Raw genomic sequence first — 20,892 nt, forward strand, 5'->3', positions numbered from 1 at the left:
TGGTTCCGCCGGTGTTCAGCCGATGTGGAAGCTGTCCCCGTAGACCTTCCAGTCCAGCGGCGGGTCCAGGTTCAGATTGCCGTTGCGCAGGAAGACCCGCTGGGCGGTGTCCACCCGGCTGGTGTCCGAGTGGGCCTCCTCCTGCTCCATGGCCCAGACCCGCGCGTCCAGGAACGCGTCGAGGTAGGCCACCTCGTCACCGCCCTGGGACGGCGGCCGCGCCTGCGCCAGGGCCCGCTGCCGGATGGACCCGAAGCTCGTGCTGTCGCCGCCGTCGCCGTGCATCACGATGGCGTCGTAGTACGCGAACTGGCCCAGCGTGCCCAGTCCGTCGCTCTTGGCCCGGCTGACGGCCGGGTCGAAGTACACCCGGTCGCGCTCGTCGTTCTGCGCCTGCTGGAAGTCCGGATCCTGGGCGGCCGTCTCCCAGGCGTCCTGGAAGCCAGGGTCGAGACCGTCGTGCGCATCGCTGCCGTCCACCTCGCGCAGGGCCGGCAGATATCCGGCCAGTGCGTTGTCCGGCTTGCGCTGCGTGTACAGCTCGACCAGGTCGAGCATGTCGCCGGTACCGGAACAGAAGCCGATGATGCCCGCGGTGTAGCCGCGGCCGTCGCCGATGTCCTCGATGTAGCCGTACTGCGCCTTCCAGTCCAGCGAGGAGTTCTCCGCGCTGGAGACCAGTTGCATGGCGATGTCCTTCTTCGCCGGATCGTCGAGACCGGTCGAGGCCGCCTCCTGGTGGTGAGCCGCCGCCGTGGGGACGGGGGCGGTGCCGGCGAAGGCGGTGGCGGGCACCGCCGTGAGGGTCAGTCCGAGCGCGACGAGCGCGACGCGCACGGATCGGGTGGTGCGACGTGCGGTGCGCTTGTGGGGAGCGTACACCTGTCCTCCAAGGGAGTTCGTCGTTCCGCTGTTCTGTTAGGAAGCTTTCCTATCAGGATCGAACGGTGGTCGTACACCCCTTCGACACAGGTGAGTTGAGCGGGGCGGGCAGGCCCTAGGCGCGCTTGATCTCGTAGCTGTCGCCGTACACCTTCCAGGCCAGCGGCGGGTCCAGGTCCAGATTGCCCCGGTCCAGGAAGACCCGTTGCGCGGTCTCGACCCGGCTGGTGTCGCTGTGCGAGGGCTCCTCGCGGATCGCGTCGACCCGTGCGTCGAGGAAGGCGTCGAGATACGCGGTCTCGTCGCCGCCGTCCGCGGGGGCCCTGGCCGCGTCGAGCGCCTGGCTCCGGATCGTACGGAAACCGGTGGTGCCCTCCGCGTCGGCCTCCCCGTGCATCACGTACGCGTCGTAGTAGACGAACTGGCCCAGCGTGCCCAGCCCGTCCTCCTTCGCCCGGCGCACCGCCGGATCGAAGTACGAGGCGTCCCGCTCGGCGTCCTGCGCCTCCCGGAACCTCGCGTCCTTCGCCGCCTCGGCCCAGGCCCGGGTGAAGGGGGAGCCCAGCCCCGTGTGCGCGTCGCCGCCCTTCACCTGCCGCAGCGCGGGCAGGAAGCGTTCCAGCGCGTTGCCCGGCCGGGACTTCGCGTACCGCTCCACGACCCGGAGCATGTCGCCGGTGCCGGAGCAGAAGCCGATGATGCCGCCCGTGTAGCCGCGCCCGTCCCCGATGTCCTCGATGTACTTGTACTGCGCCTTCCAGTCCAGCGTGGAGTTCTCCGCGCTGGAGACGAGCTGCATGGCGATGTCCTTCTTCGCCGGGGCGGCGAGCCCGTCCGCCGGTCCCTTGCCGGACGAACCTCCGGCCTGGGCGCAGCCGGTGAGCGTCGTGGCGGACATCAGGAGGGCGGCGAGCGGGGTGACCAGGGCGCGCGGGGTGAGCTTCACCGGTCCAGCCTGCCAGGCCGGCGGCGTGATCCCGGCGCATTCGGCGGTAGCGTCGGGGGCATGGATGATCAGTCTGTGGTGGATGTCGGCGACGTGCGGCTGGCGTACCGGAGCTGGGGTGACCCGTTCGGGTCCCCCGTCGTACTGCTGCACGATCTCGGCGCGAGCGCGGCGAGCTGGGAAGCGGCCGGGAGCCTGCTGGGGCGGGAGTGGCGGGTGTACGGAATCGACCTGCGCGGCCACGGTGAGAGCGACTGGCCCGACGATTACGACCTGGAGCTGATGCGCGACGACGTGCTCGGGTTCCTGGACGAGTGCGAACTGGACCGGGCGGGCGTGGTCGGCCACGGCATGGGCGGGGTCGTCGCCCACCTCCTCGCCCAGGAGTACCCGGACCGGGTGGAGCGGCTGGTGCTGGTGGAGACCCCGCCGCCGTTCCCCGGGGCGGCGGGCCGGGCCGTCGAGCCGGACGGGCCCGCCGACTACGACGAGGCGGTGCTGAACTCCGTGAACGGCGAGCTGGCGGACCCGGATCCGGCCTGGGCGCGCGGCCTCGGGGAGATCGTCGCGCCGACGCTGATGCTGGCGGGCGGACCGGCGAGCACGATGCCGCAGGGGCGCCTCCAGGACATGGCGTCGATGATCCCGGACTGCCACCTGGTCACGATGGGCGGCGGGCACCGTCCGCACGAGGCCGATCCGGAGCAGACGGCTCAGCGGATCACGGAGTTCTTCACGAGCTGAGGGCGCGCGCTCCGGCGCGTACACCGTGAACCTGGGCGCGCGCCCGGCCCCGCGCCCCCTCAGCCTCCCGGCCGCCAGTCCGGCCGTCGCCCACCCCTGGCCACCGCCCGGTCCAGCAGCGGCGCGTCATCGGCGACCGGCACCGGCGGCCCGAACGGGGACGGGTCGTCGCCCTGGTCCGCCAGCAGCGCGAGCGTGTTGCGCAGATGGGCGTCCTCGGCGTCGAAGGGCTGCCCGGTCGCCTTCGCGAGGTCCCAGCCGTGCAGGACCAGCTCGTTGAGCGCGACCATCCCCGCGACCTGGCCGGGCAGGTCCACGCCGCCCGCCCTGGTCATGCCCTCCCAGGCATCGGGGACGCGCCAGGCGGCCACCATCCCGTCGAGCGCGGCGGGCAGCGTGGTCCGCCAGCCGGTTTCGAGGACGCCGGACTCCACGGCGGGCGCCGAGTCGGTGACCGGTCCCGGCTCCTTGCGGGCGGCGTCCCGGAAGGCGACGGCCAGGCCCTCGATGTGGGCGAGCAGGGCGCCCACGGTCACGCCGGGGCAGGGGGTCGCCGCCCCCAGCGCGCCGTCGTCCACGGCGTCGAGCTGCGCGGTGATCCGGCGCGCGGCCGGTTCGAGGTCGAGCGGTTGTGTGTCCATACCAGTGCAGACTGCCCGACCGCCGCCACCTCATCGGTCAGCGCACGACGTGTCCCCGCAGAACGATCCGGCGGGGGTGGTCGAGCACCGCCGGATCGGTCGTCGGGTCGGTGTCGTACGCGACCAGGTCGGCGGGGGCCCCGTCCACCAGACCCGGCAGGCCCAGCCACGAGCGGGCCGTCCAGGACGCCGCGCCGAGCGCCGCCTCGGCCGGGAGCCCGGCCCGGAGCAGCCAGGACGCCTCGCTCGCGACGGTCCCGCAGGGGAACGAGTCGGTGCCGGCCAGCACCGTGACGCCCGCCTCGTGGGCGGCCCGGACGTTGCCGGACATGGACTCCCAGCCGGCCAGCCACAGATCGCGGCGCACACTCGGCTCCCGCGCCCGCATCGCGTCCACGCCCCTGCCGAACGCCGCCAGCGTCGGCACGAACGCGGTGCCCTGCGCCGCCATCCGGTCCAGCAGCCCGGGGTCCAGATGCATGCCGTGCTCCAGGCTGTCCGCCCCCGCGAGGACCGCGTTGCGGGTGCCCTCGGCGGTCTGGCAGTGCACCGCCACCTTGCCGCCCGCCGCGTGGACGGCGGTCACCACCTCGGTGAGCAGGCCGAGGGACACCGGGGGCTCGTCCTGCCGCCAGTCCCCGACGACTTTGCACCAGCCGGAGGAGGCCGCCGACTCCTCCACGGCGGCCCGGACGAGCTCCGCCTCGGTCACGTCCCGGCCGAAGCCGGGGATGAACCTGCCGGGGGTGGCCAGCCACCGGCCCGCCGACGTCACCCGGGGCAGCTCCCGGTCCTCGTCCACCCAGGCCGGCATCCGCGCGGCCGTGCCGGGGGTGCGGACGGCGAGGACCCCGGCGTCCCGGTGCGCGCGCAGCTGTTCGCGCAGCAGCTCCTCGCTGAACGGTTCGCTCGTGTCGGTGGCCCCGGGGTGCGTGTGGACGTCGACCAGCCCGGGCACCAGCCAGCCGCCGTCGACCACGGTCTCGGCGCGCCGCCCCGCGAATCCGCCAGGCGGGGCGCCCTCGCGCAGTACCTCGCCCTCGATCCAGAAGGCCCGTTCCTCGCGTTCCGGCAGCACCACACCTCGTACGCACAGCATCCGCCGACGGTACGTCAGGCGCCGCGCGTGCCAAGGTCCGGGGGCACACCGGCACATTGCGGAAGGTTCCGCTCCGTCCTCTTGTCGGAGACCCCCACCGCATGCGATACAGGTCTGGACCATTGCTCCCGGATGGAAGGCAAGACCGTGCGATCCCCCCACACGCATGCCGCGTTGGCCTGTTCCGCCGCCCTGCTCCTCGCCGCACTCACCACCGCCTGCGGCTCGGAGGCCGAGGCGGACACCAGGAAGCCCACCGCACCGCACGGGGTGACCGCGCAGGCGAGCAGCGCCACCTCCGCGCACGTCATGTGGAGGGCCGCCACCGACGACACCGCCGTCACCGGCTACGACGTCTACCGCCAGGGCAAGAAGGTCAAGTCGGTCTCCGCGAGCCGGGTGATGATCGACATCGACGGGCTCACCGCGTCCACCGCCTACACCTTCACCGTCCGCGCCCGCGACGCGGCCGGGAACCTCTCCGCGCCGAGCGCCGCCGCGTCCGTCACCACCCCCGCCCCGACCCCCGCCGACCACGAGCCCCCGACACGGCCCGGCACACCGCGCGGCAAGGCGGACGGCAGCCGCGCCGCCACCCTGTCCTGGGGCGGGTCCACGGACGACGTCGGCGTCACCGCGTACGACATCTACCAGGAGGGCTCCCGCATCCACAGCGTGCCCGGTACGCAGACCACCGCGCGGCTCACCGGACTGCGCCCCGGCACCATCTACACGTTCACCGTGCGGGCCCGGGACGCGGCCGACACCTCGTCACCGGACAGCGCGAGCCTCGACCTCACCACCGCGTCGGCCCCCGGCGCGCCCGCCTCCACCGCCCCGACCGACCTGCGGATCACCAACCGGGCCGAGGGCAAGGAGCACACCGTCGAGCTGGACTGGAAGCAGCCCGAGACGGGCGGCAAGATCCCCGCGTACCAGCTCTACATGAACGGTCGGCTGACCACCACGATCGTCTGGGGAGGCGAGCCGCCCGCCGGCCGGGCGCACTACGAACTCACTGTCAACGACCCGCAGGGCACCCGCTATGCCATGAAGCTCCGCGCCAAGCTCCCGGACGGCAAATGGGGCGACTTCTCGGCGGCCCGCACGGTGGTCCTGGGCGACTAGAGGGGGACCCGGACCGTCTCGATCCACGACGGCGGCTGCGGGGCGTCCGTCCCGATGAGCGCGGCGACCAGTCGGCACGAGGGCGACTCGTCGGGCCACGGGGTGTGCCCGTCGGTGAGGACCACCACGATGCCCGGGCGCTCCGGCGCGGCCAGCGCCCGGGCGATGCCCACCCGCATGTCGGTGCCGCCGCCCCCGCCCAGCGCGACCTGGTCGGCGGAGGTCACCCGGGAGACGGCGTGCACATCGGCGTCGCAGGCCAGCACGGTGACCCGGTTGCCCCGGATGCCCACCTCCCGCAGCACCCCGGTCACCTCGCCCAGCGCGGCCGCCAGTTCGTCGTCGCCCATCGAGCCCGAGGTGTCGACCACGACGGCCACCCGGGGCAGCGGGCGGCGCAGCGTCGGCAGGACGACGCCGCGCAGGGCCGCGCTGCGCCGGGACGGGCGGCGGTAGGTGTAGTCCACCGCCCCGGAGGCCCAGGCCGCCGCCTCCTGTACCGCACCGGCCAGCGCCTGCCGCCAGTCGACGACCGGTTCCAGGATCTCCTCGGCCCATCGCCGCCAGCCCGCGGGAAGGCTGCCCCGGGTGCGCTGGTGGGCCCGCATCGACTCGGCCGTACGCCTGCGCAGCGCCTCCGCCTCCGTCGGGCCCAGCGGGGACGGCCCCTCCGCACCGGGCAGCTCCCACGGCTCGGGGCGGCCGTGCGCGCCGGAGCCGCAGTTGTGCGGCGGCGGACCGGGCGGCAGCGCGGGCAGGTACGTCTCGAAGAGCTGACCGGACGGCAGCCCGAAGAGCCCCGGCTCCATCCGCCCCTCCGGCAGGGGGAGCCCGTCGCTGATCAGGTCGTCGTTGATCTCGCAGTCCTGGGCGATATTGACCCGGTGCGCGTCGCGCTGGTCGGCCGCCGGGAGCCGGGCGGCCCGCCCGTGGTGGTCGCGCAGCAGATGCGCGACCTCGTGCACCCACACCCCGGCCAGCTCGGCGACGGGCGTCCGCTCCACGAACGCGGGCGACACATAGCAGCGCCAGTGCCGGTCCACACCCATCGTCGGCACCCGGTCGCTCGCCACCACCGACAGCGCGTACAGCGCGGTCGCCAGGTAGGGCCGGTCGCTCGCCGCCCGGTACCGCGCGGCGAGCAGCTTGGTGTGGTCCAGCGTGAGCCGCGCGGCGTGCCCTTCCGGTTGCTCCTCCGGTCCGGGCACGGCCTCAGGCGCTCCCCGGCAGCGCGCCCGAGAGCTGGAGGAGTTCCAGGAAGGCGTCGATGCCCTCCGGGACCGGCCAGTCGGTGTCCCGCATCGCCGCCAGGTCCATCGCCGCCCGCGCCGCCACATCCGGAACGCCCGCCGCGACGGCCTTCGCCAGCACCGCCCAGCCCGCCTCCCAGCGCGGGCGGGTCGGCTCGGCCTGCACGGCGGCCACCACCGCGATCAGGAAGGCCAGTTGCCGGTCGCCGCGCTCGGGCAGCGCGAAGGCGTCCGGATCGGCCAGCACCCGGTCCGGGTCGGGCAGGTCCAGGTTCTCCAGATACGACAGGAGCTCGATGCCCGCCCCGTCCCCGACGGCGCCCGTCAGGGCGGCGGCGACGGCGTCCCGGCCGGTGCCGGTCGCGTAGCCGGCGGCGAGGAGCCGCAGCGCCATGTCCCAGGTCCGGGGCGACGGCCAGGCCCTGCCCCGGCCCTCCGCGTCGGCCGGGAGGTGGTGCACCAGACCGGGGCGCGCGGTGAGGAATCCGGAGACCGCGCCCCGTGCCCGGGCCACCGCACCGGCGGTCCGGGCGGGGTCGACCACGGGGACGGTCGCCTCGGGCCAGGTGCCGGCCATGCCGCGTGCCACGGTGCGCGGGTCGTGCGTCCAGTGCAGGTGCACGAAGCGGTTGGCGAGCGGGGGGCTCAGGTGCCAGCCGTCCGCCGCGCTCGACGGCGGATTGGCCGCAGCGACGATGCGCACGGCGTCGGGAAGCTTCAGGCTGCCCACCCGGCGTTCCAGGACGACCCGCAGCAGGGCGGCCTGCACGGCCGGGGGAGCGGACGACAACTCGTCGAAGAACAGCAGCCCCTGGCCCTTCCGGGCGAGCCGGACCGCCCAGTCCGGCGGCGCCATCGGCACCCCGGTCGTGGCCGGGTCGTCCCCGACGACGGGCAGCCCCGCGAAGTCCGACGGCTCGTGCACGCTGGCGATGACGGTTTCCAGGTCCAGGCCGAGGCCCGCAGCGAGCTGTTCGAGCCCCGCCGACTTCCCGATGCCCGGCTCGCCCCACAGCAGCACGGGCTGATTGGCGGTCACCGCCAGGGCCAGCGCTTCGAGCTGCGGGCTGGCGACGGTCTCGGTCCGGGTGGCGCGCAGCCGCCCGTTGAGCGCGTCGGCGGCGTCCAGCGGGTGCGGCGGTGCCTGGGCGGGGACGCCGGGGGCCACGGTGCTCACGCGTCTTCACCGTCTTCTTCGTCGTACGCGTCGTCGTGGTCCTCGTCCCACTCGTCCCACCACTCCGAACCGGCGTCCGGATGCTCCTTCAGCACCCGTTCCGCGAGGAACCGCAGATCGGTCCGCCGGTACTTGCGGATCATCTGTTCCAGCGAGAGTTCGGTCTGGTCGCTCACGTCGATCCGGGCGCCCGCGTCGAGCAGGTCCCGGACGAGTGCCGCCGTCCCGCGCCCCGAGACGGCGGCGCTCAGCGGGGTGCGCTCCCGGTGGTCCCTGGCCTCCAGGTCGAGCCCGGCCGCCAGCAGCCGGGGGAGCAGCACGGTGTGGTCGACCAGGGGCAGGACGTGGAGCAGCGTGTGCCGGCCGCCGTCCCGGACGCGCGGGTCGACGCCCGCGTCCAGCAGCGCCACGACCCCCGCCGTGTCCCCGTGCTGGGCGCGGAGGAAGAGGTCGCGCCGCTGGGCGGCCAGGGCCCGGGGCAGCCGGCCGGTGCCGGTGAGGCAGGCGTGCTCGACGGCGAAGCAGCCGGTGACCGCTCCGCCGAACGCGCGCAGGGCGCTCTCGCGCTGCCGCTCCTGCGCGGTGTGCGGGGAGGTCAGCGTCCCGTCCCGGAAGCCGACTTCGTGCCAGTCGCCCCGGCAGCGCACCCGCGCCGGGGCGGGCGGCGCGACCCCGGGCGGCCCGAACGGCCCCGCGTGGTCAGGGAAGAGCGACCGGGCCACCAGCGGATGCAGGTCCGTCGGGGTCAGGATGCCGTCGGCCAGCAGCTCCAGGTCGGGCACCCTGCGCCAGACCGCCTCGGGCAGGAGGACCGCGCCGTCGGCCGTGTCGCGGGCGACGAGCCTGATCCGCAGCGGGCCGCCGAGCCCCGGGCCGGTGAAGTCGAGCCGGACGCGCGCCCGCCAGTCCTGGCCGATCTGGAAGACCTCGGCCCCGGTGAGCTCCGCGAACCGGCGCACCTCCGCCTCCAGCCGCGCCACGTCCAGCGCGAGGCCGGCCACGATCGTCTCCGGGGTGGTCCGGTAGTACGAGGGCATCTCCGGGGGTGTCGGGTCCCACGCGATCCCGGCCGCCGCCAGCGCGTCGGCGATCCGCTCGTCCGCGTACAGCAGACCGATCCACTCGGCGCGGGCCACCGGGTCGCCGCTGCCCGGGTCCTCGTCCGGCGGGAGCAGGTCCGCCGGGAGCGGAGTGCCGTCGGCCGTGAGGAACGGCAGCCGGTCGGCGCCGCCGGCCCGGGCGCGCAGCTCACCGGCCTCGCTCGCGCGCCACAGGTGCCCGAGCGACCGCCAGTCGTCGGTGAGTCCGTACGCGGCCCGGCGCTTCGGCGGGCCGAAGCGGAGCGGGAGGCGCTGGGGGCCGTCGACCATGGCCGGGGTGGACAGCTGGAGATACGCGCCGGGCGCGGAGCCGTAGCCCGCGAGGAGGACGGTCCGGTCGGTGGCCAGGGTCGAGCGGCCCGCGAGGATCCGGGGCAGGTGCCAGCGCAGCAGGTCCGGCACCAGGTCCCGGAGGTCGGCGAGGAGGGCTTCGGCGGTCTCGGCGCCGTACTGCACGGAGACCCGGTCCGGGTCGACGCGCACGTCGAAGCCGGCCGCCGCGCAGGCCCCGCGCCAGTCGCCGGCCTCCCGCAGCGCGGCCGACTCCTCGATCACGGAGCGCGGCACGGCGTAGCGGCGGACCTGGCGCCAGCTCGCCGCCTGCTCCGAGGAGAGGAACAGGGCGGTGCCACCCCGGCTCATCGGTACAGGCTCCTGACCGCGCGCAGATCGGCGTGGGCCCCGCCGTCCGGGCGCAGCAGCGCCGCGAAGGAACGCTTCACCCGGCGCGGCAGCCCGGGGCCGAGCCCCACGTACTCCAGCCGGGACCCGGGCGCGACGGCGGCGAGCAGGGTCTTCGCCCCACGGCCGGTCAGCCCGGTGTGGCTGAGTTCGAGGCGGCGCAGCGGGCTGCCGGGCAGCGCCTCGGCCAGCGCGTGCGCTCCGGGGTCCCCGGTGACGTTGGCCGGGGCGCCCAGGCTGCGTTCCGAGGGCGGGCGGCCCAGGTCGAGCGCCTCGATCCCGTCGAGCGCCCGGGCCAGGGCGCGGGCGCCCTCGGGTCCGATGCCGTTGCCGCCCAGGCCGAGCCGGACCGGGCGGGACGGGTCGGCGGCGGCCGCGAGGACGGCGGCGCCCTCGTCGCCGAGGTGGTTGGACGGCAGGTACAGCTCCCGCACCCCCGCGTCCAGGATCAGCCGGGCGAGCAGCGGCGCGGCGTCGGCGCCCAGCCCGTTGCCGCCGAGGAAGAGCCGTTCGACGGGGCACGGACGGGTGCTCAGGACGTCCAGCAGGGCGGCCAGACCGTCGGCCGTGATCCCGGTGTTGACCAGGTCGAGGGTGCGCAGCGCGGTGTTGCGGCGCAGCATCGGGAGCAGGGCGCGGACGCCCGCGTCGCCGAGCGGGTTGCGCTTGAGCCAGAGGGCCCGGACGGTGGCGTCGTCGGCCAGGGCGGCGGCGAGGGCGGTGGCCCCTTCGGCGCCGATGCGGTTGCAGCCGAGGTACAGGGTGTGCAGCCCGTGCGCGGACCCGGCCGTCGCCGCCGCCACGGCCTTCGCGCCCTCGTCGCCGAGGGAGTTGGTGCCGAGGAGTACGTGGGTGGCGTGCGGGGAGCGGGCGAGGGCGGGCATGATCCGGGCGGCGCCGGCCGGGCCGAGCCCCTGCTTGCAGAGGTCGACCCGCCCGTCGGCGCGCAGCGCGCCCAGCGGGAAGGTCTCGTCGGCCCCGACGGGCTCCGCCGCCGCCAGCCGGCCGAGCAGCGGCCCCAGCAGCGCCGGGTCGGCGAGGGGCAGGTCCGGATGTTCAATGGCCGGACAGCGCACCGGAATCGGCCCAGACATCTCTTACCCCCGCCTCTGAGAAAAGGTGGCAAGGCCGGTCGGATTCGAACCGACGTCCTCCAGCTTGCAGCTAGGGCGCGACGACCTCTGCGCTACAGCCTTGCCGTCGGTGATCCTAACCAGGACGACGATCGATTCGCACACCTGCACCCATGGTTGTGCGGGCGTCGACGGCCGAGCCGCGCCCGATTCTCAAGTGGTCTGTACCTCTTGACGACTTGGTCCAGACCAATTACGTTCCCGTGTGCTCCATGGAACGACATCCGCACCTCCCCGAGGACCGCCTCACCGGTCCCTGCCGTAAGGGAGAAACCATGTTCGAGCACATGCCACTCAGACGGAGAACGGCGACCGCACTGCTCGCCGTTCTCGGCCTCCTCCTCACGCTCCTGTCCCTGCAAGCGGTCCCCGCGCACGCGGCGGGCAAGCTCACGGCGACCTTCACCTCCGCCGACAACGGCCCCTGGTGGAAGGGCACCTACGTCCTGCGCAACGACACGGACACCGCCGTCACGGGCTGGAGCCTTGAGTTCGACCTGCCCGCCGGGGTCGCGATCCAGTCCTCGTACAACGGGACCACCACCACCCGGGGCAGCCACATCACCGCCGTCAACGCGCACTACAACGGCACGGTCGCCGCGCACAGCAGCACCGAGCCGTACAGCTTCTGGTTCGTCGCCACCGGCCCGATCACCGCACCGACCGGGTGCCGGATCAACGGCGACAAGTGCGACGGCTCCGCGGACGCGCCCCCGGGTGCGCCCGGCGGGCTGAAGCAGACCGATGTCACCGCCCGCACAGCGTCGCTGTCCTGGACGGCCGCCACCGCGGGCGACTTCCCCGTGGCCTCGTACGACATCCTGGCGGGCGGCAAGGTCGTCGGCTCCGCCACCGCGGCCACCTCCGCCACGGTCACCGGCCTGACCCCGGCCACCGCCTACGCGTTCACCGTCCGGGCCAAGGACACCCGGGGCAACGTCTCCGCCGAAAGCGCCCCGCTGACCGTCACGACCGTCGACCCGGCCACCGACACCTCGGCCCCGACGGCCCCCGGCGCCCTGCGCGCCACCGCCACCGACTCCTCGTCCGTGACGCTGGCCTGGACCGCGTCCACGGACAACCAGCGCGTCGCCGCGTACGACATCTACCGGGGCTCCGCCCTGGCCACCACGGTCTCCGGCACCACGACCACCGCGACCGTCGGGGGCCTGTCGCCCTCCACCTCGTACACCTTCACCGTGAAGGCCCGGGACGCCGCCGACAACGCCTCCCCGGCGAGCAACGTCCTCACCGTGAAGACCGACGACATCGTCGGTGCCGGGAACTACGCGAAGGTCGGCTACTTCGTCCAGTGGGGCATCTACGGCCGCCAGTACTTCGTCAAGAACCTGGAGACCTCCGGCGCCGCCGCCAAGCTCGACATCGTCAACTACGCCTTCGCCAACATCGATCCCCACAACCTCACCTGCCTCAACGGCGTCACCAAGGGCACCACCGCCGACCCCCAGGACCCGGAACAGGGCACCGGCGCGGGTGACGCGGACGCCGACTACGCCCGCCCATTCAGCGCCTCGCAGTCCGTGGACGGGGTCGCGGACGACGGCTGGGGCAAGCTGCGCGGCAACTTCAACCAGCTGAAGAAGCTCAAGAAGCTCCACCCCGACCTGAAGGTCGTGGTCTCGCTCGGCGGCTGGACGTACTCCAAGTACTTCTCGGACGTCGCCGCCACCGACGCCGCCCGCAAGAAGTTCGTCTCCTCCTGCATCGACATGTACATCAAGGGCAACCTGCCCGAGTACAACGGCGCGGGCGGCCCGGGCAGCGCGGCCGGCATCTTCGACGGCTTCGACATCGACTGGGAGTGGCCGGGCACCGGCACCGGGCACCCCGGCAACCACTACTCGCCCGACGACAAGGACAACCTCACCCTGCTGCTCGCCGAGTTCCGCAAGCAGCTCGACGCGCTGGGCGGCGGCCACCGCCTGCTGACCGCCTTCACCCCCGCCGACCCGCAGAAGATCGACGAGGGCTGGGACCTGTCCAAGGTCTTCGACTCGCTCGACGTCGCCAACGTCCAGGGCTACGACTTCCACGGCTCCGGCAGCGACAACTCCTGGGAACCGAACCGCACCGGCCACCAGGCCAACCTCTACAACGACGCGCAGGACCCGTACGACTTCCACTTCAGCGCGGACAGTGCCATCAAGGCGTACACCGACGCGGGCGTCGAACCCCGCAAGCTGACCCTCGGCATCCCCTTCTACGGGCGGGGCTGGCAGGGCGTCGCCGACGGCGGCGTCGCGGGCGAGTGGCAGCCGGCGGGCGGGGCGGCCCCCGGGCAGTTCGCCGAGGAGGCCGGCACCCGGGGCTACGCGAACCTCATCGGCGCCTATCCGGGGATGACGGTCCATCACGACGAGCAGTCCGTCTCGACGTACGGCTACACCGGCAGCCAGTGGTGGTCCTTCGACGACACCTGGTCCATCGGCAAGAAGACGGACTACGTGAAGGACAAGGGACTGCTCGGCGTCATGGTCTGGGAGATGTCGGGCGACACCACCCAGGGCACGCTGATGGGCGCCCTGGACAACGGGCTGAAATAGCCCACCACCGGCTTATTTCCCTCAAATCGAGACTTACCGCCCATAGCGGTAGGCTGGTCGCGGCGGTGCCCCCGTGGTACCGCCGTGCCTCACCACCGGGCCCCGCTACGGGTCCGGCCCCAGCCGTTCGATGCGCGGGAGGAACCATGACCAGCCCCGAGCAGGACCCGAACCAGCAGGAAGGCCCCGCGGACGGGGGCGCGGCGGGCACGCCCGGCGTCCACGACGGCGGGGCCGACGGCGGGGCCGAGGGCCCTGCGGACGGCGGCGCGTCCGGTACGCCGGGCGTCCACGACGGCGGCGCGGACGGCGGTGCCGACGGAGGCGCGGACGGCGGTGCCGAAGGTCCGGCCGACGGTGGCGCGTCCGGTACGCCGGGCGTCCACGACGGTGGCGCGGACGGTGGCGCCGAGGGTCCGGCCGACGGCGGCGCCGCAGGCACCCCGGGTGTCCACGACGGCGGGGCCGACGGCGGCGCGGACCGTTCTTGAGCACAACCCCGACCGGCACCCAGGGCCCCCAGGCCGCGAGCGCGGCCCCCGGGGTCCTGGAGTCGCGTCTGACGCCCGGCACGAGCCGGGAGGCGTTCGCCCGCGACTTCTGGGGCCGGGAGGCGCTGCTCACCCGCCGGGCCGGTGACTTCTCCGACCTCTTCCCGGCCGCCGCCGTGGACGAACTCCTCTCGCGGCGCGGACTGCGTACGCCGTTCCTCCGCGTTGCCAAGAACGGCGCCACGCTGCCCGACGCCTCCTTCACCTCGTCCGCCGGGGTGGGCGCCACCATCGGCGACCAGGCCGACGACACCGCGCTGTGGCGGGAGTTCGCCGACGGCGCCACTCTCGTCCTGCAGGCGCTCCAGCGCACCTGGGCCCCCGTCGGCGACCTCACCGCCGCGCTCGCCACCGAACTCGGCCACCCGGTGCAGGCCAACGCCTACGTCACCCCGCCGCAGAACCGGGGCTTCGACGCCCACTACGACGTGCACGACGTCTTCGTGCTCCAGACCGAGGGCACCAAGCGCTGGATCGTCCACCGCCCCGTGCACCCCGACCCGCTGCGCGACCAGCCCTGGACCGACCACCGCGGCGCCGTCGCCGAGGCCGCCGGGGGCGAGCCGTATCTCGACACCGTGCTGGGACCGGGCGACGTCCTCTACCTCCCGCGCGGCTGGCTGCACGCCGCCGAGGCGCAGGGCGAGGTCTCCGTCCACCTCACGCTCGGCGTCCACACCTGGGCCCGGTACGCCCTCGCCGAACAGCTGATGCGCGCCGCGCTCGCCGAACTGCGCGACGACCCCTGGATGCGCGGCTCCCTGCCGCTGGGTCTGGCGGACCCGTACGCGGAGACCGCTCCGGTACGCGAACGACTCCTCGCGGCCCTCGCCGGCGCCGATCCCGCCCCGGACTTCCACCGCGCCCGGCGCGCCCAGGCCCGCCCCGCACCCCTCGGCCCGCTGGCCCAGCTGGCCGCCGTCGACGGACTCGCCCCCGGCACCCCGGTCCGCCTCCGGGGTGCGCTGGAAGCCCGCCTCGAAGGCCATCGCCTGGTCACCCGCGTGGGATGGCTGGACTTCCCGGACGCGGACCTGCCCGCCCTGGCCCGCCTGCTCGCCGGTGAGGTGCGCACCGCGGGCGACCTCGGCCTCGCCTGCGCGGGGAGGCTGCTGCGCGCCGGTGTCCTCGTCCCGGCCGCTCAGTGAGCGCGGAACGCCTCCGGTGACAGCGGAACGCTTCTTCTGCGCCGACGCCGCCCGGGGCCGCGGCGACGCGCTCCCGGGCACCGCCCCGTACGGCCTGGTCTGGGTCCTCGTGGAGTACCACGCGCCCTGGCCGGCCAACGGCTACGACGGCCTCGCGCTCGACCCCGTGACGAAGTCCCTGCTCTACGAGGCGGCCCGGGCGGTGCGCGCCCGCATCCTCCTGATCCGCCGCCACGGCCGCCGCCCCGAGGGCGCGGGCCCTCCGCGCTGGGCCGTCCTGCGCTACGACGGCACCGGCGCCCACCGCCAGCAGTGGGGGACCTGGGAGCGGGACGAGGACCTGGCGCTCGCCGCCGCCGCGCTCGGCTCGCCCGGGGAGCCCGGGCACCCGCCCGTCGTCCTCGTCTGCGCCCACGGACGGCACGACACCTGCTGCGCCCTCCGCGGCCGCCCGGCGGCCCGCTCGCTGGCCGAACGGTGGCCGGACCTGGTGTGGGAATGCACCCATGTGGGCGGCGACCGGTTCGCCGCCAACGTCCTCGTCGCGCCCGACGGCGTCTACTACGGCGGCCTGGACGCGGCCTCGGCCGTGACCGTGGTCGGACAGCACCTCGCCGACCGCGTCCACGCCGCCCACCTGCGCGGCTACACCGACCTCTTCCCGGCCCAGCAGGCGGCCGTCGCCGCTGTGCTCGCCCGCTTCGGCCCGGCGGGCCGCCACGCCTACACGGTCACCGGCACCTCCCGGGCCGGACAGCACTGGCTGATCCGCCTCACCGGCCCCGCCCCCGAGGCGACCGCGTACGACGTGGAGGTCACCGCCCACCGCGCCCCACCACACCAACTCACCTGCAACGGCCCGTCGACGAGCGCGGCCATGCTCCACGAGGTCACCGCGATCCGGGCCGGCTGAACGCGAAACCCCGCCCCGGAGGCGTACGCCAGGGGAGCGGGGTTTCGGTGCGACGGTACGGACGTCAGCGCAGCCGCTCGTACGCCGGCAGGGTCAGGAAGTCCGCGTAGTCCTGGTCCAGGGAGACCTGGAGGAGGAGGTCGTGGGCCTCCTGCCACTGGCCGGCGGCGAAGGTCTCCTCGCCGATCTCCTCGCGGATCGCGGCCAGTTCCTCGGCGGCGACCTTGCGGGCCAGGTCCGCCGTGGCGTGCTCGCCGTTCTCGAAGACCACGTCCGCGTTGATCCACTGCCAGATCTGCGAGCGCGAGATCTCGGCGGTGGCCGCGTCCTCCATCAGGTTGAAGATGGCGACCGCGCCCATGCCGCGCAGCCACGCCTCGATGTAGCGGATGCCGACGGCGACGGCGTTGCGCAGGCCCTCGTACGTGGGCTTGGCGTGCAGGGTGTCGATGGCGATCAGGTCGCCGGGCGCCACCGAGACGTCCTCGCGCAGGCGCTCCTTCTGGTTCGGCTTCTCGCCGAGGACCGCGTCGAAGGAGGCCATGGCGATCGGGACGAGGTCCGGGTGGGCGACCCAGGAGCCGTCGAAGCCGTCGTTCGCCTCGCGGTCCTTGTCGGCCTTGACCTTCTCGAACGCGACCTTGTTGACCTCGGCGTCGCGGCGCGACGGGATGAAGGCCGCCATGCCGCCGATCGCGTGCGCGCCGCGCTTGTGGCAGGTGCGCACCAGGAGTTCGGTGTACGCCCGCATGAACGGGGCGGTCATCGTCACCGCGTTGCGGTCGGGCAGGACGAACTTGGCTCCGCCGTCACGGAAGTTCTTCACGATGGAGAAGAGGTAGTCCCAGCGGCCCGCGTTCAGCCCGGAGGCGTGGTCGCGCAGCTCGTACAGGATCTCCTCCATCTCGTACGCGGCGGTGATCGTCTCGATCAGGACCGTGGCGCGGACGGTGCCCTGCGCGATGCCCAGCTCGTCCTGCGCGAAGACGAAGATGTCGTTCCAGAGGCGGGCCTCCAGGTGCGACTCCGTCTTCGGCAGGTAGAAGTACGGGCCCTTGCCGAGGTCGATCAGACGCTGGGCGTTGTGGAAGAAGTAGAGGCCGAAGTCGACCAGCGCGCCGGGCACCGGGGTGCCGTCGAGCTGGAGGTGGCGCTCGTCCAGATGCCAGCCGCGCGGGCGGGTGACGACGGTCGCCAGCTCCTCGGCCGGCTTCAGCGCGTAGGACTTGCCGGACTTCGGGTCCGTGAAGTCGATGGCGCGGTTGTACGCGTCCATCAGGTTGAGCTGGCCGAGGACCACGTTCTCCCAGGTGGGGGCCGAGGCGTCCTCGAAGTCGGCGAGCCAGACCTTCGCGCCCGAGTTCAGGGCGTTGATGGTCATCTTGCGGTCGGTCGGACCGGTGATCTCCACCCGGCGGTCGTTCAGCGCGGCCGGGGCCGGCGCGACCTTCCAGGAGTCGTCCGCACGGATCGCCGCGGTCTCCGGGAGGAAGTCCAGCGTGGAGGTGCGGGCGATCTCGGCGCGGCGCTCACCGCGGCGGGCGAGCAGCTCGTTCCGCCGGGGCGTGAACCGGCGGTGCAGCTCGGCCACGAACGCGAGGGCCGCGGGGGTCAGGACCTCGTCCTGCCGGGGCAGGGGCTCGGCATCGACGATGGCCAGCGAGGACGGCGCTGGTGCGGACATGAGCTGTCACTCCTTCAGCGGGCGGTGCGGACGGCGTCACGGCCGCCGGGCCGCCCGATTCGGCACGGCGTGCCAGGGCTCCGGGATACGGCTGTGGCCGCCGTCTGAGGTGCAGAGGGCTTCTGAACAGTGGATAGTAGTTTCCTCATGGTGGAAGTTCAATGGTTTGTTGATGTCGAGATTCTTCGGGTCGACAGAACGGCCCGCGCGCTGGCGCAGCGTGCCAGGGCGTTCACTCCAGGTGCGAAAGGTCCGCCGGAGTGTCGATGTCGTACGCCTGTGCCACGTCGCCGCACTCCACGAGCTTCATCTCGGCGCGGTGCTCCCGCAGGTGCGCCCGCGCGCCCTGGTCGCCCACCGCACCCGCCGCGATGTCCGCCCACCGGTCCGCCCCGAACAGCACCGGGTGCCCGCGTTCCCCCGCGTACGAGGCCCCCGCCAGGCTCGACCGGTCCCGGTACGCCGCACACACCCGGGCGACCGCCTCCGCTCCGATCCCCGGCTGGTCGACCAGCAGCACGAGCGCCGCGTCCGCGCCCGTCCCCGCGAGCGCGTCGAGCCCCGTCCGCAGCGACGAGCCCATGCCCTCGGTCCACTCCGGGTTGACGCTCACGCCGCAGCCTTCCAGCCGGGCCCGGGCCCGCACCTCGTCGGCCGAGGCGCCGAGCACCACGTGGACGGGGCCGCAGCCGCCCTCGCGCAGCGTGCGCACCGCGTGCTCGACGAGCAGTCCGCCACGGTGTTCCAGCAGGGCTTTCGGGCGTCCGCCGAGCCGGCGGCCGCCGCCCGCGGCGAGCAGCAGTCCGGCGATCTGTGCGTGTGTCATGCCGCCTGGATACCCCACGGCGGCCGCTCCCGCCCACCGCCTCGTACCTCTGCGGCGTGTGTTACGCACGCGGAGTGGCGCCCGACACCTTTTATGGCGTTAACTTGCCCGCATCCCCGGACACTTGACCACGGTCCCGGGACCGGTCGGAACGACACTGGCACAAGGACGTGCGAGGGGGAGCTTTGTTGAAGAGCGTCGGGCAGGAGCGGGTGACCGGCAGCGGTGAGGACCCCAGGGTGGCGGAGCTGCGTACCGCGGTCTCCCGGCTCCGGCGGGCCCTGGCCGGCCACCCCGGGCAGTTCCCCGACCGGGCCATCGCCGAGGACGAGCTCGCCGCGCTGGACGCGATGGCGCTCAGCGGGGCGCCCGAGATCCCCCGGCTGCGCCGCTCGCTGCTGCTGATCGCGGGGGCGATCGGCTCGGTCAGCGCCCTGGCCGCGGCCCTGCGCGACGTCCGGGTCGCCGTCGACCTCTTCGGCGAGCCGCCGCAGCGCTGAACGGGCGGGGACGGCCGCGATCAGCGCCGGATCAGCCTGCGGGCCGTCGCCGCCGCGACGGCCGCCGTGCGCGAGTCGACGCCGAGCTTCGCGTAGATGTGCACCAGATGGGACTTCACGGTCGCCTGGCTGAGGAACAGCCGCTTGCTGATCTCCGCGTTCGACAGCCCCTCGCCGACGAGTTGCAGCACCTCCAGCTCGCGCTTGGTGAGCGCCTGGGCGGGGGTGCGCATCCGGTCCATCAGCCGGTGCGCGACGGCCGGGGCCAGCGCCGAACGCCCGGCCGCCGCCGTACGGACCGCGGCCGCCAGCTCCTCCGGCGGGGCGTCCTTCAGCAGATAGCCCGCCGCCCCCGCCTCGACCGCCGCCAGGATGTCCGCGTCGCTGTCGTAGGTCGTCAGGATCAGCACCCGGGGCGCGTCCGGCGCCGCCGTGATCGCGGCGGTCGCCTGCGAGCCGTGCATCCCGGCGCCGAACTGGAGGTCCATCAGCACGACGTCCACGCCGCCTGCCGCCGCCCGGGCGACCGCCTCCTCGGCGGTGGCGGCCTCCGCGACGACCCGGAAGTCCGGCTCGGTGTCCAGGACGGCCCGCAGCCCCGCCCGTACCACCGGATGGTCGTCGGCGAGCAGCAGCCGGACGGGCCCGCTCATGCCGCCTCCCGCCCGGCCCGGCCCACCGGCAGCGGCAGCGTCAGCGCGACGGCGGTGCCCTGGCCGGGCGCCGACTCGACGCTCAGGGTGCCGCCGAGCGACCGGGCCCGGGAGCGCATCGCGGGCAGCCCGAAGCCGCCGGACTCCGTGGCACCGGCCGCCGCGGCGTCCTGCGCGAAGCCGCGTCCGTCGTCCACCACATCCAGCGACACCGAGGTGTCCATGAAGCTCAGCGTGATCTCCGCCCGCCCCGCCCCGGCGTGCCGCACGGTGTTGGACAGCGCCGACTGGGCGGTCCGCAGCAACGCCACCTCGTACGGCGTCGGCAGCTCGACCGGTGTGCCGCTGACCGCGAACCGCACGGTGAGCGCGGGCGTGGTGGAGCGGGCCGACAGCCGTTCCAGGGCGGCCGTCAGGGAGCCGTTCGCCAGATCGGGCGGGGTCAGCGCGCGGACGAAGCGGCGCGCCTCGGCGAGGTTGTCCTGCGCCGCCTCGCGCGCCCGGTGCACATGGGCGGCGGCCGGGGCGTCCTCCGGCAGCGCCCGTTCGGCGGCGCGCAGCAGCAGCTGGATGGAGGACAGGCCCTGGGCGAGGGTGTCGTGGATCTCCCGGGCCAGCCGCTCGCGCTCGGCCAGCGTGCCGGCGGTGCGCTCCGCCTCGGCCAGCTCCGCACGGGTCGCGACCAGCTCCTCGATGAGCTCGCGGCGCCGCTCGCTCTCCCGGAACAGAGCCTCGTAACCGAGGACCGTGGCGACGGCGACGGCCGCGCCGAGCAGCGGACCGATGAACGTGCCGGGCGTGACCGCCTGCCCGTGCAGCAGGAAGCTCGCGATGGCGGCGGCCGCCGTCACCGCCACGGCGGGCAGGCCCCAGCGCGTCGGCAGCAGGTGCAGCTGGAGGAAGTAGAGCGGGAACGCCACCCACAGCGCGTCCGGCGACAGCACCAGCAGCGCCGCCCACAGCACCCCGAGCGCCGCCAGCCAGCCCGCGCCCGCCCGGGTCCCCGGCTGCACGAACCGGGCCGCCGCGCCCGCCCCGTACACCGCGGCCAGCACCCCGGCGACCGCCGTCACCGCGCCGGGGTGCGGGCGGCCGTCGGTGAAGGCCTTCACGGCGGTGAGCGCCAGCAGGCCGAGCACCAGCCCGTGCAGACACAGCCGCAGCGCGGCGGCGACCGGGGGGTGAACGCGGGATTCCATGATGTTCCAGCGTAGGCGCGGGCCGCGCGGAGCCGGTCAATCGAAAGGTTGATGTCGTCACCAGCCCGGGGGC

19 protein-coding genes and 1 tRNA gene are annotated in these 20,892 nt (G+C 74.2%); 7 read left to right on the forward strand and 13 right to left on the reverse strand.

The window, feature by feature from the left end:
* Positions 1-15: 15 nt before the first annotated feature.
* Both OHS17_RS27730 and OHS17_RS27735 read right to left on the reverse strand, forming a co-directional pair.
* Positions 16-882, reverse strand: coding sequence for a chitosanase (locus OHS17_RS27730; protein WP_330314328.1), 867 nt, complete (start codon positions 880-882; stop codon positions 16-18).
* 115 nt (positions 883-997) lie between these two features.
* Positions 998-1,828, reverse strand: a complete 831-nt coding sequence (locus OHS17_RS27735; RefSeq protein WP_330314329.1) for a chitosanase — start codon at positions 1,826-1,828, stop codon at positions 998-1,000.
* A gap of 60 nt (positions 1,829-1,888) precedes the next feature.
* On the opposite strand from OHS17_RS27735, the gene OHS17_RS27740 reads away from it, so the two are divergent.
* A complete protein-coding gene (locus OHS17_RS27740; protein ID WP_330314330.1) occupies positions 1,889-2,572 on the forward strand; it encodes an alpha/beta fold hydrolase in 684 nt (227 codons plus the stop codon).
* Between the two features lie 59 nt (positions 2,573-2,631).
* On the opposite strand, the gene OHS17_RS27745 is transcribed toward OHS17_RS27740, so the two are convergent.
* Complete coding sequence (locus OHS17_RS27745; RefSeq protein WP_330314331.1) at positions 2,632-3,213, reverse strand: TIGR03086 family metal-binding protein; 582 nt, start codon at positions 3,211-3,213, stop codon at positions 2,632-2,634.
* Between the two features lie 37 nt (positions 3,214-3,250).
* Entirely contained in the window at positions 3,251-4,312 is a 1,062-nt protein-coding gene (locus tag OHS17_RS27750; protein WP_330314332.1) for an amidohydrolase family protein, read from the reverse strand.
* 132 nt (positions 4,313-4,444) lie between these two features.
* Here OHS17_RS27750 and OHS17_RS27755 point away from each other — a divergent pair, with 132 nt between their 5' ends.
* Positions 4,445-5,440: a fibronectin type III domain-containing protein gene (locus OHS17_RS27755; protein WP_330314333.1), complete on the forward strand. Its 996-nt coding sequence runs from the start codon at positions 4,445-4,447 to the stop codon at positions 5,438-5,440.
* Here the strand turns inward: OHS17_RS27755 and OHS17_RS27760 are convergent.
* The 5 genes from OHS17_RS27760 to OHS17_RS27780 all read right to left on the reverse strand — a co-directional run bounded on the left by OHS17_RS27760 (position 5,437) and on the right by OHS17_RS27780 (position 10,844).
* Positions 5,437-6,648, reverse strand: a complete 1,212-nt coding sequence (locus OHS17_RS27760; protein WP_330314334.1) for a vWA domain-containing protein — start codon at positions 6,646-6,648, stop codon at positions 5,437-5,439. The genes OHS17_RS27755 and OHS17_RS27760 overlap by 4 nt on opposite strands.
* A 4-nt stretch (positions 6,649-6,652) precedes the next feature.
* Positions 6,653-7,867: an AAA family ATPase gene (locus OHS17_RS27765; protein WP_330314335.1), complete on the reverse strand. Its 1,215-nt coding sequence runs from the start codon at positions 7,865-7,867 to the stop codon at positions 6,653-6,655.
* Positions 7,864-9,609 (reverse strand): ankyrin repeat domain-containing protein, encoded by a 1,746-nt coding sequence (locus tag OHS17_RS27770; protein WP_330314336.1) that lies wholly within the window; start codon positions 9,607-9,609, stop codon positions 7,864-7,866. Before OHS17_RS27770 ends, OHS17_RS27765 begins: the two co-directional genes overlap by 4 nt.
* The gene (locus tag OHS17_RS27775) at positions 9,606-10,742 is read right to left on the reverse strand and encodes a gala protein (protein ID WP_330314337.1); all 1,137 of its coding nucleotides are present in this window, start codon (positions 10,740-10,742) and stop codon (positions 9,606-9,608) included. Before OHS17_RS27775 ends, OHS17_RS27770 begins: the two co-directional genes overlap by 4 nt.
* Before the next feature lie 26 nt (positions 10,743-10,768).
* Positions 10,769-10,844, reverse strand: a tRNA-Cys gene (locus OHS17_RS27780).
* 212 nt (positions 10,845-11,056) lie between these two features.
* On the opposite strand from OHS17_RS27780, the gene OHS17_RS27785 reads away from it, so the two are divergent.
* The 4 genes from OHS17_RS27785 to OHS17_RS27800 all read left to right on the forward strand — a co-directional run bounded on the left by OHS17_RS27785 (position 11,057) and on the right by OHS17_RS27800 (position 15,957).
* Positions 11,057-13,345, forward strand: a complete 2,289-nt coding sequence (locus OHS17_RS27785; RefSeq protein WP_330314338.1) for a glycosyl hydrolase family 18 protein — start codon at positions 11,057-11,059, stop codon at positions 13,343-13,345.
* Positions 13,346-13,491: 146 nt separating this feature from the next.
* The gene (locus OHS17_RS27790; protein WP_018100499.1) at positions 13,492-13,836 is read left to right on the forward strand and encodes a hypothetical protein; all 345 of its coding nucleotides are present in this window, start codon (positions 13,492-13,494) and stop codon (positions 13,834-13,836) included.
* Complete coding sequence (locus OHS17_RS27795; RefSeq protein ID WP_330314339.1) at positions 13,833-15,044, forward strand: cupin domain-containing protein; 1,212 nt, start codon at positions 13,833-13,835, stop codon at positions 15,042-15,044. Before OHS17_RS27790 ends, OHS17_RS27795 begins: the two co-directional genes overlap by 4 nt.
* 16 nt (positions 15,045-15,060) lie before the next feature.
* Positions 15,061-15,957, forward strand: coding sequence for a sucrase ferredoxin (locus OHS17_RS27800; RefSeq protein WP_330314340.1), 897 nt, complete (start codon positions 15,061-15,063; stop codon positions 15,955-15,957).
* Positions 15,958-16,021: 64 nt separating this feature from the next.
* On the opposite strand, the gene aceB is transcribed toward OHS17_RS27800, so the two are convergent.
* Positions 16,022-17,641 (reverse strand): malate synthase A, encoded by a 1,620-nt coding sequence (aceB, locus tag OHS17_RS27805; RefSeq protein WP_330314341.1) that lies wholly within the window; start codon positions 17,639-17,641, stop codon positions 16,022-16,024.
* Between the two features lie 232 nt (positions 17,642-17,873).
* Entirely contained in the window at positions 17,874-18,467 is a 594-nt protein-coding gene (locus tag OHS17_RS27810) for a nucleotidyltransferase family protein (protein WP_330314342.1), read from the reverse strand.
* A 185-nt stretch (positions 18,468-18,652) separates the two neighbouring features.
* On the opposite strand from OHS17_RS27810, the gene OHS17_RS27815 reads away from it, so the two are divergent.
* Complete coding sequence (locus OHS17_RS27815; RefSeq protein ID WP_026171170.1) at positions 18,653-18,967, forward strand: DUF5955 family protein; 315 nt, start codon at positions 18,653-18,655, stop codon at positions 18,965-18,967.
* Between the two features lie 20 nt (positions 18,968-18,987).
* Here the strand turns inward: OHS17_RS27815 and OHS17_RS27820 are convergent, their stop codons facing one another.
* Both OHS17_RS27820 and OHS17_RS27825 read right to left on the reverse strand, forming a co-directional pair.
* Positions 18,988-19,620, reverse strand: a complete 633-nt coding sequence (locus OHS17_RS27820; protein ID WP_018100493.1) for a response regulator — start codon at positions 19,618-19,620, stop codon at positions 18,988-18,990.
* Positions 19,617-20,819, reverse strand: a complete 1,203-nt coding sequence (locus OHS17_RS27825; RefSeq protein WP_330314343.1) for a sensor histidine kinase — start codon at positions 20,817-20,819, stop codon at positions 19,617-19,619. Before OHS17_RS27825 ends, OHS17_RS27820 begins: the two co-directional genes overlap by 4 nt.
* Positions 20,820-20,892 lie beyond the last annotated feature (73 nt).

The organism is Streptomyces sp. NBC_00523, from assembly GCF_036346615.1.
Lineage (GTDB): Bacteria > Actinomycetota > Actinomycetes > Streptomycetales > Streptomycetaceae > Streptomyces.

Excerpts from the sequence above, each read along its gene's own strand:
- OHS17_RS27740 (WP_330314330.1), top strand. The coding sequence starts at position 1,889 with ATGGATGATCAGTCTGTGGTGGATGTCGGCGACGTGCGGCTGGCGTAC.
- OHS17_RS27745 (WP_330314331.1), bottom strand. The coding sequence starts at position 3,213 with ATGGACACACAACCGCTCGACCTCGAACCGGCCGCGCGCCGGATCACC.
- OHS17_RS27750 (WP_330314332.1), bottom strand. The coding sequence starts at position 4,312 with ATGCTGTGCGTACGAGGTGTGGTGCTGCCGGAACGCGAGGAACGGGCC.
- OHS17_RS27755 (WP_330314333.1), top strand. The coding sequence starts at position 4,445 with ATGGAAGGCAAGACCGTGCGATCCCCCCACACGCATGCCGCGTTGGCC.
- OHS17_RS27770 (WP_330314336.1), bottom strand. The coding sequence starts at position 9,609 with ATGAGCCGGGGTGGCACCGCCCTGTTCCTCTCCTCGGAGCAGGCGGCG.
- OHS17_RS27775 (WP_330314337.1), bottom strand. The coding sequence starts at position 10,742 with ATGTCTGGGCCGATTCCGGTGCGCTGTCCGGCCATTGAACATCCGGAC.
- OHS17_RS27785 (WP_330314338.1), top strand. The coding sequence starts at position 11,057 with ATGTTCGAGCACATGCCACTCAGACGGAGAACGGCGACCGCACTGCTC.
- OHS17_RS27790 (WP_018100499.1), top strand. The coding sequence starts at position 13,492 with ATGACCAGCCCCGAGCAGGACCCGAACCAGCAGGAAGGCCCCGCGGAC.
- aceB (WP_330314341.1), bottom strand. The coding sequence starts at position 17,641 with ATGTCCGCACCAGCGCCGTCCTCGCTGGCCATCGTCGATGCCGAGCCC.
- OHS17_RS27810 (WP_330314342.1), bottom strand. The coding sequence starts at position 18,467 with ATGACACACGCACAGATCGCCGGACTGCTGCTCGCCGCGGGCGGCGGC.
- OHS17_RS27820 (WP_018100493.1), bottom strand. The coding sequence starts at position 19,620 with ATGAGCGGGCCCGTCCGGCTGCTGCTCGCCGACGACCATCCGGTGGTA.
- OHS17_RS27825 (WP_330314343.1), bottom strand. The coding sequence starts at position 20,819 with ATGGAATCCCGCGTTCACCCCCCGGTCGCCGCCGCGCTGCGGCTGTGT.